This is a genomic window from Azospirillum sp. VT-I1 (assembly GCF_055698305.1).
In genome coordinates, this window is record NZ_CP168800.1 from 59842 (window position 1) to 70633 (window position 10792).

The 10792-nt window shown below is 70.5% G+C and carries 15 protein-coding genes; all 15 read left to right on the plus strand.

Going from position 1 to position 10792, the window contains the following annotated elements; translation table 11 throughout:
- Positions 1-197 precede the first annotated feature (197 nt).
- Positions 198-944: a hypothetical protein gene (locus AB8P05_RS00330; RefSeq protein ID WP_472758348.1), complete on the plus strand. Its 747-nt coding sequence runs from the start codon at positions 198-200 to the stop codon at positions 942-944.
- A gap of 120 nt (positions 945-1064) precedes the next feature.
- Positions 1065-1607 carry a terminase small subunit gene (locus AB8P05_RS00335; RefSeq protein ID WP_472758349.1) on the plus strand — a complete coding sequence of 181 codons (543 nt, stop codon included), beginning with the start codon at positions 1065-1067 and terminating at the stop codon, positions 1605-1607.
- Complete coding sequence (locus AB8P05_RS00340; protein WP_472758360.1) at positions 1591-3684, plus strand: terminase gpA endonuclease subunit; 2094 nt, start codon at positions 1591-1593, stop codon at positions 3682-3684. Before AB8P05_RS00335 ends, AB8P05_RS00340 begins: the two co-directional genes overlap by 17 nt.
- On the plus strand, positions 3681-3914 hold the full coding sequence (locus AB8P05_RS00345; RefSeq protein WP_472758351.1) for a phage head-tail joining protein: 234 nt from the start codon (positions 3681-3683) through the stop codon (positions 3912-3914). The genes AB8P05_RS00340 and AB8P05_RS00345 overlap by 4 nt, the downstream gene beginning before the upstream one ends.
- Positions 3914-5524, plus strand: a complete 1611-nt coding sequence (locus AB8P05_RS00350; RefSeq protein ID WP_472758352.1) for a phage portal protein — start codon at positions 3914-3916, stop codon at positions 5522-5524. The genes AB8P05_RS00345 and AB8P05_RS00350 overlap by 1 nt, the downstream gene beginning before the upstream one ends.
- Before the next feature lie 14 nt (positions 5525-5538).
- Positions 5539-6387, plus strand: a complete 849-nt coding sequence (locus AB8P05_RS00355) for a S49 family peptidase (protein WP_472758353.1) — start codon at positions 5539-5541, stop codon at positions 6385-6387.
- Positions 6384-6965 carry a hypothetical protein gene (locus tag AB8P05_RS00360; protein WP_472758354.1) on the plus strand — a complete coding sequence of 194 codons (582 nt, stop codon included), beginning with the start codon at positions 6384-6386 and terminating at the stop codon, positions 6963-6965. Before AB8P05_RS00355 ends, AB8P05_RS00360 begins: the two co-directional genes overlap by 4 nt.
- A complete protein-coding gene (locus AB8P05_RS00365; RefSeq protein ID WP_455171327.1) occupies positions 6962-7321 on the plus strand; it encodes a head decoration protein in 360 nt (119 codons plus the stop codon). The genes AB8P05_RS00360 and AB8P05_RS00365 overlap by 4 nt, the downstream gene beginning before the upstream one ends.
- An 11-nt stretch (positions 7322-7332) precedes the next feature.
- Positions 7333-8358: a major capsid protein gene (locus AB8P05_RS00370; protein ID WP_472758355.1), complete on the plus strand. Its 1026-nt coding sequence runs from the start codon at positions 7333-7335 to the stop codon at positions 8356-8358.
- Positions 8359-8361: 3 nt separating this feature from the next.
- Positions 8362-8691 carry a hypothetical protein gene (locus AB8P05_RS00375; RefSeq protein WP_472758356.1) on the plus strand — a complete coding sequence of 110 codons (330 nt, stop codon included), beginning with the start codon at positions 8362-8364 and terminating at the stop codon, positions 8689-8691.
- Between the two features lie 71 nt (positions 8692-8762).
- Positions 8763-9065: a head-tail joining protein gene (locus tag AB8P05_RS00380; protein ID WP_472758357.1), complete on the plus strand. Its 303-nt coding sequence runs from the start codon at positions 8763-8765 to the stop codon at positions 9063-9065.
- A complete protein-coding gene (locus AB8P05_RS00385) occupies positions 9065-9484 on the plus strand; it encodes a hypothetical protein (RefSeq protein ID WP_472758358.1) in 420 nt (139 codons plus the stop codon). The genes AB8P05_RS00380 and AB8P05_RS00385 overlap by 1 nt, the downstream gene beginning before the upstream one ends.
- Positions 9485-9562: 78 nt before the next feature.
- Positions 9563-10039 carry a hypothetical protein gene (locus tag AB8P05_RS00390; protein ID WP_472758361.1) on the plus strand — a complete coding sequence of 159 codons (477 nt, stop codon included), beginning with the start codon at positions 9563-9565 and terminating at the stop codon, positions 10037-10039.
- 87 nt (positions 10040-10126) lie between these two features.
- The gene (locus AB8P05_RS00395) at positions 10127-10516 is read left to right on the plus strand and encodes a hypothetical protein (RefSeq protein WP_472758362.1); all 390 of its coding nucleotides are present in this window, start codon (positions 10127-10129) and stop codon (positions 10514-10516) included.
- Between the two features lie 23 nt (positions 10517-10539).
- The gene (locus AB8P05_RS00400; RefSeq protein ID WP_472759352.1) at positions 10540-10773 is read left to right on the plus strand and encodes a hypothetical protein; all 234 of its coding nucleotides are present in this window, start codon (positions 10540-10542) and stop codon (positions 10771-10773) included.
- Positions 10774-10792: the final 19 nt, after the last annotated feature.

The following is a 10792-nucleotide window of genomic DNA, read 5'->3' on the forward strand; positions in this document are numbered from 1 at the left end:
GTGATCGGCTCCAAACTGAGGTAGGGCGTTCCGCATTCCAGGCAGATCGCCAAGGGCTGGGGCTTCTGAAACATCCCGATCCCGCGGGTTCTGAGCATGTCGAATGGCCGGCAAAATCAGTGTGGGTTCGGGTTGCCAGTGTCATCCCTCGAAGTCCGGCCGGCAGTGATGACCGTCACATTTGGTGCACGAACGAAATGGCCGACGCACGGATCCGCGCCTCTGCCCAGCAGGTGAAGGCGGCCATCCGCCGGTATGGCGACCAAGTCACCCGCTACGCGGTGCCGATGGCGTTGACCAGGACGGCGCAGGACGCCCGGCAGGCGGTGCAGCGGGCGCTGCCGGAGACCTTCGACCGGCCGACGCCCTACACGATCAACGCCACCTTCGTCCGGCCCGCCACCAAGGCGGACCCGGTGGCGTGGGTGGGCTTCAAGGACGATTGGGGCAAGGGCACGCCGGCGGCGCGCTACCTGCTGCCGAACGTCGAGGGCGGGCCGCGCCGGGACAAGCGGATGGAGCGCCAGCTGCGGGCCGCGGGCCTGCTGCCGGCCGGCATGTTCGCCGTCCCGGGTGAAGAGGCCAGCCTCGACGCCTACGGCAACATGCGGCGGTCCGAGGTGGTGCGCATCCTGTCGCAGACCCGGGCCTTCGGGGAGCAGGGCTACAGCGCCAACCGGAGCGACAGCGCCCGCAGCCGGAAGAAGCGGCGGCGCAACGGCTACTTCGCCGCTCTGCCCGGCAACGCCAGCGGGCTGCCGCCGGGCATCTATCAGCGTGACGGCGCCGACGCCCGGCCGGTGGTGATCTTCGTTCGGGCGCCGAGCTACCGCCCGCGCTTCCGCTTCCACGACATCGTCGAGCGGGCGGTGCGGGCCAACATCGGTCGGCGGCTGGAGGAGGCGGTGCGGACGGTCAACGCCCGCTTCGCTGCCCGGCGGTGACCGATGAACGGTGAGGGGCCAGCCGGCGGTTGCGGGTCCTTCCGGGGGCACCCCCAGCGAGGGTAATTCGGGCCGCACCGGTCCACCCTCTGAGAAATTTTTGAATCGAGGTTTTTGTTTATGTCCAAACCGGGCCAACGGGTGAACCGGGCGGAGCTGGCCGACGTGTTCGGCGTCAGCCTGCCCACCGTCGACGCGTGGGTGCGCGACGGCTGCCCCTTCGCGGAGAAGGGGGCCAAGGGCCGGGAATGGGCATTCGAGACGGCCGACGTTCACCGCTGGCTGGTGGACCGCGCCGTGGCCGACGTCGCCGCCGGCTACGAGGGCGAGATCGGTGTCATCACCGCCGACGAGGCCAAGCGCCGCAAGGCGGTGGCCGATGCGGTGGTAGCGGAGATCAAGGCCGACGAGGCCCTGAACGAGGTGGTGAACCGCCACGAGGCCGCGGCCGACGTCGCCGGCTTCTGCATCTCCCTGCGCACCGGCCTGTCCAACGCGGTGGCCAAGATCGCCGGCCGCGCCGCGGCGATGACCGGGGCACCGGAAATCCAGGCGATGGCCGAGAAGGAAATCAACCAAGCCTTCGACGCCGCCCGCGACGAGCTGGTCAAGGCCTGGGGCGCCGGGCTTACCATCGGGCAGGACGATGAACCGCGGGCTTGAGGCGGCGGCGCGCGTCAGCGCCCACCGTCACAGCGACTACCGGACCGGACGGGGCGAACTGCGCACGGCGCTGCTGGCCCTGTTCGAGGGCAGCCTGAAGTTCCAGGAGCGCATGAGCGGCTCCGTCTGGGCCGAGCGCTTCGGCTGGATCCCGAAGGGCACCGGGGCCGAGCACGGCAAGGTGACGCTCTACGGCTACCAGCGCGGGCTGGTGGACCTGATGTGCGATCCGACCGTGCCGCTGCTGACGGTGCTGAAGGCGGCGCGCGTCGGCTACACGCGCTGCGCCACGCTGGCGGTGGCCTACCACCTCCACCAGGACCCGACGCTGTGCGCCATCGCCCAGCCGACGATCCCGGATGCGGAAGACTTCGGCAGCGGCGAAATCGCGCCGATGCTGCGCGACACGCCGGTGCTGAAGCCGCTGATGCGGCCGACCCGCAAGGGGGAGAAGCAGGACAACGCCACCTTCTACCAGCTGAGCAACGGCGCCAGCGTGCGCGTGGTCGGGGCCGCGTCGGACGATGCTTTCCGCCGCTACTCGGCCCGCTTCCTGTTCGCCGACGAAATCGACGGCGACGGCTGGACGCCCGGGGCCAAGACCCAGGGCGACAAGCTGAAGCTGTTCTGGACCCGCGGTGAAACCTTCTGGAACCGCAAGCAGGTCAGAGGGTCCACCCCGCTGCTGTTCGAAACGAGCCGGGTGTGGAAGCTGTGGCTCGCGTCGGACCAGCGGCGCTATTTCGTACCCTGCCCGCAATGCTCCGATGCCGCCGGCCACCTCGATGGCTGGCAGTATCTGGATTGGGGCGGGCCGGACGTGCCGCACGGGCTGAAGTGGAGCCTGGACGCCGAGGGCAATCTGGAGCGGGTGTGGTACGTCGGCACCTGCGGCTGCATCATCGAAGAGCGCCACAAGGCGTGGATGGACGCCAACGGCGAATGGCGCCCGACCGCCAAGGCAAAGGTGCCCGGCCATGTCGGCATGCACCTGTGGACGGGCATGTCGCTCAACCCCAATGCCGCCTGGCCGGTGATCGTTCAGGAATGGCTGGAGGCGCAGGACGACCCGGCCAGCCTGGTGCAGCCCTTCATGAACCTGCGGCTCGGCCGCCCCTACCGGGCGACCTACGGGCAGGAGGTCAAGAGCAGCAGCTTCATCGACCGCATGGAGCCCTACCCGGCCGAGGTGCCGGCGGGTGTCGAGTTCATCACCGTCGGGGTGGACGTCCAGTCCGGCAAGGTGAACCCGCGCCTGGAGGCCTCCGTCTATGGCTGGGGCCGCGGGCTGGAGGTCTGGCTGATCGGCCATTTCGTCTTGGCCGGCGATCCGGCCAAGGGCGAGGTGTGGGCGGCGCTGGACGAGGGCGTGCTGCTGCGCCGCTTCCGCAAGCCGGACGGCACCACGCTGGACGTGCGGGCCACCTGCATCGACAGCGGCGGCCACCACACGCAGGAGGTCTATGCCTTCGCCAACAAGCGCCGCTCGCGGCGGGTGTGGGCGATCAAGGGCCGCTCGGAAAGTCGGGGGCAGCGGGGCAAGGTGTGGCCGCGCAAGCCGTCCAGCAAGCTGGGCCATGTCTGGTACATGATCGGCGGCAACGCCGCGCGTGACTGGGCCTATGGCAGCCTGGCGGTGGACAAGCCCGGGCCGCGCCATGTGCATTTCCCGCAAGCCGCCATCGACGGCGCCCGCGAGCTGGACGAGGAGTTCTTCGCCCAGCTCACCCGGGAGAAGCTGATCGTTCCGCGCGGTCAGCAATACACGGTGTGGGTGAAGCCGGGCGAGGCCCATGAGGCCGGCGTGTGCTTCGTCTACGCCTACGCCGCGGTGTGCGGCCTGCAGGCCCTGTCCGGCAAATACGTCAAGCTGGGCGAGGCGGACCTGGATGCGGCGCCCGCGGGTGAGGCCGAAACAGCCGGCGACGCCGGCGACACCAGCGGGGAGTCGACTCCAGCCGACGCGATCGCCGCGGCGGTGGAGCGGGCACGCCGGCTGAGCAGGCCGGCCGCGGCAAGCCAACCGGTGGCGCCGGCGCCGCCGGCCTCGACCGACAAAGGGGAACTCTACCTATGACCGACGTCACCACCCTGGAGGCGTGGCTCGCTGGCGCGCGGGCCGCGTATCACGCCCTGCAGCTCGGCCAGCAGAAGGTCAGCGTTCGCTTCGGCGACCGCGTGGTCGAATATGCCCCGGCCAACGTCGCCCAGCTGGCCAGCTACATCGCGTCGCTGGAACGCCAGATCGCCGCAGCCAAGGGCCGGCGCGGTCCGGCGGTGTCGCCCTATGTCCGGATGATCGGCTGATGGCCGCCGCTCCCGTCATCCTCGACCAGCACGGCCGGCCGATCGCCCAGGCCGAGATCCGCCGCGCCCGGGCGCAGGCGGCCATGGGCGCCTTTCTCGCCGGATCGGGCAACGCGCCCGAGCTGCGCGACTGGACGCCGGCGGCGGGTTCGCCCGATGCCGACCTCGACGGCGACCGCCAGACCATCGTCGCCCGCGCCCGCGACCTGGAGCGCAACGACGCCCTGGTCTCCGGTGCCGTCCAGTCGCTGAAGGACAGCGCCATCGGATTCGGGCTGGATTTCCAGTCGATGCCGGATTACCGGGCGCTGGGCATCACCCGTGACCAGGCGCAGGACGCCGCCCGGCGCATCGAGTCCATCTGGCACGAGTGGAGCGAGGACCGCGACGCCTGCGACGTCACCGGCCAGCTGCCCTTTGGCTCGATGCTGCGCCAGTCGGTGCAGTCCGACCTCGTCGCCGGCGAAAGCCTGCAGCTGGCGCTGTGGCTTCCGGAGCGGCAGCGCCGGCTGGGCAGCCGCTTCGCCACCGTGATGCAGACGGTGGAGGCCGACCGCCTGTCCAACCCGCAGGACCGCATCGGCGATCCGCGTCTGCGCGACGGTGTCGAGATCGACGGGTATGGCGCACCCGTCGCCTACCACATCCGCAGCAGCCACCCCGGCGACCTGTTCATGCCGTGGGCGATGGCCGCGGCCGATTGGCAGCGGGTGCCGCTGCGGGGGCCGGGCGGCCGGCGGGTGGTGATCCACTCCTTCGACCAGAAGCGGCCGGGCCAGCACCGCGGCGTCTCCGTGTTCGCGCCGGTGATGACCGAGCTGAAGCAGCGCGCCCGGTTCCAGCGGGCCGAGCTGCAGGCGGCGGTGGTCAACGCGGTGATCGCCGCGGTGCTGGAAAGCCCGGCGGACGGGCAGACGCTGCTGGACCTGTTCGGCGACGCCAACAGCTACATGGACATGCGCAATGCCCAGCCGTCGGTGCAGCTCGGCATCGGCCCGGGCGGCGCCATCCCGCGGCTGCTGCCGGGCGAGACGCTGAAGGGCTACTCGTCCAACCGGCCCAGCGCCGGCATGGACGGGTTCGTCACCACGGTCAGCCGGCTGATCGCCACCGGCATCGGCATGACCTACGAGACGTTCATGCGCGACTTCTCCAAGACCAACTACTCCAGCGCCCGCGCGTCGCTGTTGGAGGGCTGGCGCTTCGTGCTGTTCCTGCGCATGCACAAGACGTTGACCTGGTGCCGGCCGACGCTCGAGCTGGTGCTCGAGGAGGCGGTGTGGCGCGGCTACATCGACCTGCCGGGCTTCTCGGAAAGCCGGGCCCGGCGGCAGGCGTGGCTGCGCGGGGTGTGGCGCGGTCCGGCGCGCGGCTGGGTGGACCCGGTGAAGGAAATCACCGCCGCGGCGATGCGGGTGCGGCTGGGCATCTCCACCCTGCGCGACGAGGCCCTCGACCAGGGCCGCGACCTCGACGACCTGCTGGACCAGATCGCGCTGGAGCAGGAAGCGCTGAAGGCGCGCGGGCTGACGCTGCCCGAGGTCAACTTCATGCCCACCCCCGACCCGGCCGAAAACGCCCAGCCCGAGCCGGAAGCGGCCGGCGCCTGACGGAGCCCCCCGACATGCTGAAGACGATGCAGCCCGTGCTGGTGTCCCCGGCCTGGGCCGAGACTGCGGCTGCCCGCATGGTGCAGCTGACCGAGGCGAACCGCGCCGGCGGGGAGCTGCCGGCCGGCTGCACCCGGCTGGGTGAGGTCAACGGCACGCGCCGGCCCTATGAGGTGGACCAGGGCGTGGCGGTGGTGTCGGTCGCCGGGCTGCTGGTGCCCAAGCTGGGCTACATCGGCAGCAGCTGGGTCACCGGCTACGACGGGCTGCGGTTCCAGCTGGCGCACGCCTTCGCCGATCCGGACGTCCGCGCCGTCTGCCTCGACATCGACAGCGGCGGCGGCATCGCGCAGGGCTGCTTCGACCTGGTGGACTGGACCATCGCCGCGAAGAAGGCCGCGGGTAAGCCGGTGGGCGCCATCTGCAGCGAAGAGGCCTATTCCGCCGCCTACGCCATCGCCTGCGCCGCTGACAGCATCGCAGTTCCGCGCACCGGTGGCGTGGGATCGATCGGCGTCTGGCTGATGCACTGGGACTATTCCCGCATGCTGGAGGAGGCCGGGCTGAAGCCGACCATCATCCAGTCCGGCGCCCACAAGACCGATGGCCACCCCTATACCGCCCTGCCCGAGGCGGTGCGCGCCGACTGGCAGGTGCAGGTCGACGCGCTGCGCCAGCTCTTTGCCGAAACCGTCGCCCGCGCCCGCGGGCTCGACGTGGCGGCGGTCCTTGCCACAGAGGCCCGCTGCTTTGAGGGGCCGGTCGGCACCGCCGAGGCCGTGCGCCTTCGGCTGGCCGATGCGGTCCTGCCACCCGACCAGGCCTTTGCGGCTCTGGTGGATCATGTGAGGGACACCCAGTGAAGACGTTCAGCTTCGCTCACCTGAACCCCTTCGGCCGCTCCAAGGCTGCGGAAGGGGAGACCCAGGCGGGCACCGACACCACGACCAAGGCCGGCACCGGCACCACCACGCCGCAGGCCGGGACCGGCGACGATGCCGACCAGAAGGACAAGGGCAAGGACAAGCCGAAGGACGGCGAGGAAGGCGACGCGGCCGCCACCGGCGAGGATGGCGACAAGAACGCCAGCGGCCAGCAGGCCGCCGCGCCGAGCGAGCGCGAGCGCTGCGCCGCCATCTTCGCCGCACCTGCCGCTGCCGGCCGGGTCCAGCTCGCCGCGCATCTGGCCTTCAACACCGACCTGACGGTGGAGCAGGCCTGCGCCGCGCTGGAGGCAGCACCCATCGGCGCCACCGCGCCCGGCGCCTCCACCCCCACCGGCAACCCGCTGGCGCTCGCCGCCATGGATGCCCACCCCAACCCGACCATTGGCGCCTCCACCGACACCGGCAGCCTGAGCGACGACCAGAAGGCCGCCGCCGCGGTGCTGGCCAGCATGGCCGCCGTCGGTCTCATTCCGAAGAAGGACGGCACCCGATGACCTCCGCCAGCTTCTCCTCCCAGACCAGCCAGCCGCTGCCGTCCCTGATCGCCGGTGAGTTCCCGCGCGTCACCCGGCTGGTGACCATCGCCAGCGGCGCCGGCGTGCTGAAGGCCGGCGCCGTGCTCGGCCGCATCACCGCCAGCAAGAAGTTCACCCTGTCGGCCGCCGCCGCCAATGACGGCTCCGAAGCGGTGCGCGCGGTGCTGGCCGAGCCGGTCGACGCCAGCCTGTCCGACGTGGTCGCCGTCGCCTACCTGACCGGCGAGTTCGCCCAGGGCGAGCTGACCTTCGGCGCCGGCCACTCCGCGGCGTCGGCGGCCGACGCGCTGCGCGACCTGTCGATCTTCATCTGAGGACTCCACCCATGGACATCTACTCCACGCTCGCCATGCTGGGGGTGCTGCAGTCGCTGCGCGCCAAGGCCCCCCGCTTCCTGCTGAACATGTTCTTCCCACTGGCCAGCTTCAGCGACGACGAAAAGATCATCTTCGACGTCGAGGTCGATGACATCGAGATCGCCCCCTTCGTCTCGCCGCTGGCTGCCGGGCGCGTCGGCGCCGACACCGGCTATGAAACCAGGATGTTCGCCCCGGCCTATGTGAAGCCGCTGCACGACATCAAGCCGGGCGAGCCGCTGCGTCGGCTGGCCGGCGAACCGCTGACCGGCACCCTGTCCGCCGGCGCCCGCGAACAGGCGATCCTGGGTTCCAAGCTGCAGCGCCAGCTGAACCAGATCCTGCGCCGCAAGGAGGTGATGGCGGCCGAGGTCCTGCGCACCGGCAAATGCGTGGTGAAGGGCGACGATTACCCGGAGGTCCTGGTGGACTTCCAGCGCGATGGCGACCTGTCGCTGGCGCTGTCCGCCGGCGCCCGCTGGGGCGAGGCCGGCGTGTCGCCCTATGCCGACGTGTCGGAATGGATCGACCTGGTGGGGCGGAAGTCCGGCGCCGCGGTGAATGTCGTGGTGATGGACGCCAAGGCCTGGGCGCTGTTCGAGGCCGACCCCAAGCTGGAGAAGGTGCTCGACCGCACGCTGGGGCAGGCCGCCATCGTGCAGATGGGCTTCCAGCCCGGCGTGCCCGGCACCCCGGTGTTCAAGGGCCGCATCGGCATGGTGGAGTTCTACACCTACAACGACACCTACAAGGACGCCGGCGCCACCAAGGAGCTGCTGCCGGACTACACGGTGCTGCTGGGCGCCACCGGCGCCATGGAGGGCATCCAGGCCCACGGCGCCATCCTCGACCCGCGCGCCGGCTACCAGGCCCTGGAGGTCTTCCCCAAGAGCTGGATCGAAGAGAACCCGGGCCGGCGCATGCTGCTGAGCCAGTCGGCGCCGCTGGTCTACCCGCGGCGTCCCAACGCCTGCATGTGCGCGACGGTGAGGTGATCCATGGCCAAGCTGCGCCTGCTGGCCACCGTGAAGGTGGCCAAGGAGACCACGCTGCGGCCGGGGGCCGTCATCGAGGTCAAGGACCCGGAGGACGACCAGGTCGTCTCGCTGGTGGCCCGCGGCTTTGCCCGCTGGGTCAAGCCCGGCGACGAGGCCGAGGTGGAGGCGCTGCCGCTCGACCGCATCATCGCGGCGATCGGCAAGCTGGACCCGGCCAACGCCAAGCACTTCAAGGCCGGCAAGCCCGAGCTGAAGGCGCTGATTGAGGTGCTGGGGGCGGAGGTCACCGCCGACCAGCGAGACCAGGCGTGGGCCGCCCTGCAGGGCTGACCGTCATCATCACCAGCGACGCGACACGGGCGGCCTTCGGGCCGCCCGTGTCGCGTTTGGGGACTTGGCCCATGTTCTTCGATGACCTCAACGCCGCCTGCGTCGGCGCCTTCGGTGAGCCGGCGGTGATCCGCCGGGCCGGCCGCTCGGACGTCACCGTCACCGGCATCTTCGACCGCCGGCACTACCAGGTCGAAACCGACGACGGGCCGGTCTCCACCTTGATGACCTCGCTGGCCGTGGTCGACGCCGACATGGGCGGTCCGGTGCCCGCCGGCGCCGCTGTCGAGCTGCGCGGCCTGTCCTTCACGGTGTCCGAACCCCGGCCGGACGGGCAGGGCATGACCGTGCTGCTGTTGCGGGAATCGCGCTGATGCACCCCCGCACCCGCATCCGCACCGCCATCGCCACGGCGCTGGGGGCGGTCGCTCCCGTCACCGCCAACCGGGACGATCCCCTGCCGGCCGACGCGCTGCCCTGCATCGGCCTGTTCACGCCCGACGAGGCGACGCAGGAAATCACCATGGGCAGCCGGCGCCAGATGCGGCGCATGGACCTCTATGTCGATGGCTACGTTCGCGCCGGTGCCGACCTGGACGACCAGCTCGACGCCATGGCGCTGCGCATCGAGCAGGCGATCGCCGCCGGCGGCAAGTTCGCCGGCGCGGTGGACCGCATCGAGCTGGTGCGCACCGTCACCGACCGCCTGACCAGCGGCGAGCTGAAGGCCGGCGTGACCCGCCTGCAGTTCACCGTGACCTATCAGACCACGTTCGGCCAGCCCGACGCCTGAACCCTCCGGAGCTTCCGGAGCTTCCCCGCCGCCCGGATCTCGGGCGGCTTTTTCTTTGCCCGAAGGAGGGGCATTCCCATGAGCGGCAACGCTGTTCAGAGCGCCGGCACGCGCCTGTTCATTTCCACCACCGCCCTGTGCACCACCGAAGCGCAGTTCAAGGCGCTCGCCTGGACCGAGGTCGAAGAGATCGAGGATATCGGCGCCTTCGGCGAGACCTTCGAGAAGGTCACCTACAAGACGCTGGGCGATGGTGCCGTCCACAAGAAGAAGGGCACCGTCGACTATGGCTCGGGCACGCTGAAGCTGGCCCGCGTTCCGACCGGCGCCGGCCAGATCGCGATCCGCGCCGCGGCCAAGAACCGCAAGGCGGCCTACAACATCAAGATCGAGTTCGACGACGCCCCGGACGGCGGCACCCCGACCACGATCTACCTGCGCGCCTACGTCATGTCCTACACCACCGAAATCGGCGGCAACGACAAGGTGATCGAGGCCAGCGTCGGGCTGGAAATCGACGCCGAGCCGATCGAGGTGGCGGCTGACGCGCCGTAAGCGCCGGTGCCCTGACGCCGGCAGCCCGCCCTGGCTGCCGGCCCTTTCCCCTGTTCGCAGCTCCCCTGCCCAAAGCGAGATCCTGCCATGACCGCCACCAGCACGGCGCCGCGCTTCGCGCACGGCGTGATGACCATCACCCTCGACGGTGAAGACGTCGAGCTGTTCGCCAACGTCCGCGCTTCGCGCACCATCTGCCGCCTCTATGGCGGGCTGAACCAGGCCTTCACCAACACCAACGCCTTCGACTTCGACACGCTGGTGAACGTCGTCAACGCCGCCACCGGCCGCGTCGGCAAGCAGGCCGAGGCCACCGCCGAGGCGATCTTCAACGAAGGCGTCATCGTCGTCGCGCCGCAGGTGCTGCTGTTCCTGAATTTCCTTGCCGGCGGCGGCAAGGCGCCCAAGACGGAAACCGCCAAGGCTGGGACGGCTGAAGCCGGCAGCGAGGCTGCCGCATCGGGGGAAGCCGGCTGACCTTCCCGGAGTACGTGGACCAGATGTTCCAGTACGCCACGGGCTGGCTGGGATGGTCGCGCAGCGAGGCGCTGGACGCCCCGTTCCCCGACATCCAGCTGGCCTTGGACGGGAAGGTCGATTTCCTCGCCGCCACCACCCCGGGGGCCAAGCGCCAGAAGCGCAAGCCCAAGGACACGGCGGAGCTGAAGGAGCGGGCGCGGGCCGTGTTCGGCCTCAAGCGCCCGGAACAGGGCAAGGGCAGGGGCGCCGGGTGACCGGCGCCCTTTCTGTTTC

Excerpts from the sequence above, each read along its gene's own strand:
- AB8P05_RS00335 (WP_472758349.1), top strand. The coding sequence starts at position 1,065 with ATGTCCAAACCGGGCCAACGGGTGAACCGGGCGGAGCTGGCCGACGTG.
- AB8P05_RS00400 (WP_472759352.1), top strand. The coding sequence starts at position 10,540 with ATGTTCCAGTACGCCACGGGCTGGCTGGGATGGTCGCGCAGCGAGGCG.
- AB8P05_RS00340 (WP_472758360.1), top strand. The coding sequence starts at position 1,591 with ATGAACCGCGGGCTTGAGGCGGCGGCGCGCGTCAGCGCCCACCGTCAC.
- AB8P05_RS00330 (WP_472758348.1), top strand. The coding sequence starts at position 198 with ATGGCCGACGCACGGATCCGCGCCTCTGCCCAGCAGGTGAAGGCGGCC.
- AB8P05_RS00395 (WP_472758362.1), top strand. The coding sequence starts at position 10,127 with ATGACCGCCACCAGCACGGCGCCGCGCTTCGCGCACGGCGTGATGACC.
- AB8P05_RS00375 (WP_472758356.1), top strand. The coding sequence starts at position 8,362 with ATGGCCAAGCTGCGCCTGCTGGCCACCGTGAAGGTGGCCAAGGAGACC.
- AB8P05_RS00385 (WP_472758358.1), top strand. The coding sequence starts at position 9,065 with ATGCACCCCCGCACCCGCATCCGCACCGCCATCGCCACGGCGCTGGGG.
- AB8P05_RS00380 (WP_472758357.1), top strand. The coding sequence starts at position 8,763 with ATGTTCTTCGATGACCTCAACGCCGCCTGCGTCGGCGCCTTCGGTGAG.
- AB8P05_RS00370 (WP_472758355.1), top strand. The coding sequence starts at position 7,333 with ATGGACATCTACTCCACGCTCGCCATGCTGGGGGTGCTGCAGTCGCTG.
- AB8P05_RS00345 (WP_472758351.1), top strand. The coding sequence starts at position 3,681 with ATGACCGACGTCACCACCCTGGAGGCGTGGCTCGCTGGCGCGCGGGCC.
- AB8P05_RS00355 (WP_472758353.1), top strand. The coding sequence starts at position 5,539 with ATGCTGAAGACGATGCAGCCCGTGCTGGTGTCCCCGGCCTGGGCCGAG.
- AB8P05_RS00365 (WP_455171327.1), top strand. The coding sequence starts at position 6,962 with ATGACCTCCGCCAGCTTCTCCTCCCAGACCAGCCAGCCGCTGCCGTCC.
- AB8P05_RS00390 (WP_472758361.1), top strand. The coding sequence starts at position 9,563 with ATGAGCGGCAACGCTGTTCAGAGCGCCGGCACGCGCCTGTTCATTTCC.
- AB8P05_RS00350 (WP_472758352.1), top strand. The coding sequence starts at position 3,914 with ATGGCCGCCGCTCCCGTCATCCTCGACCAGCACGGCCGGCCGATCGCC.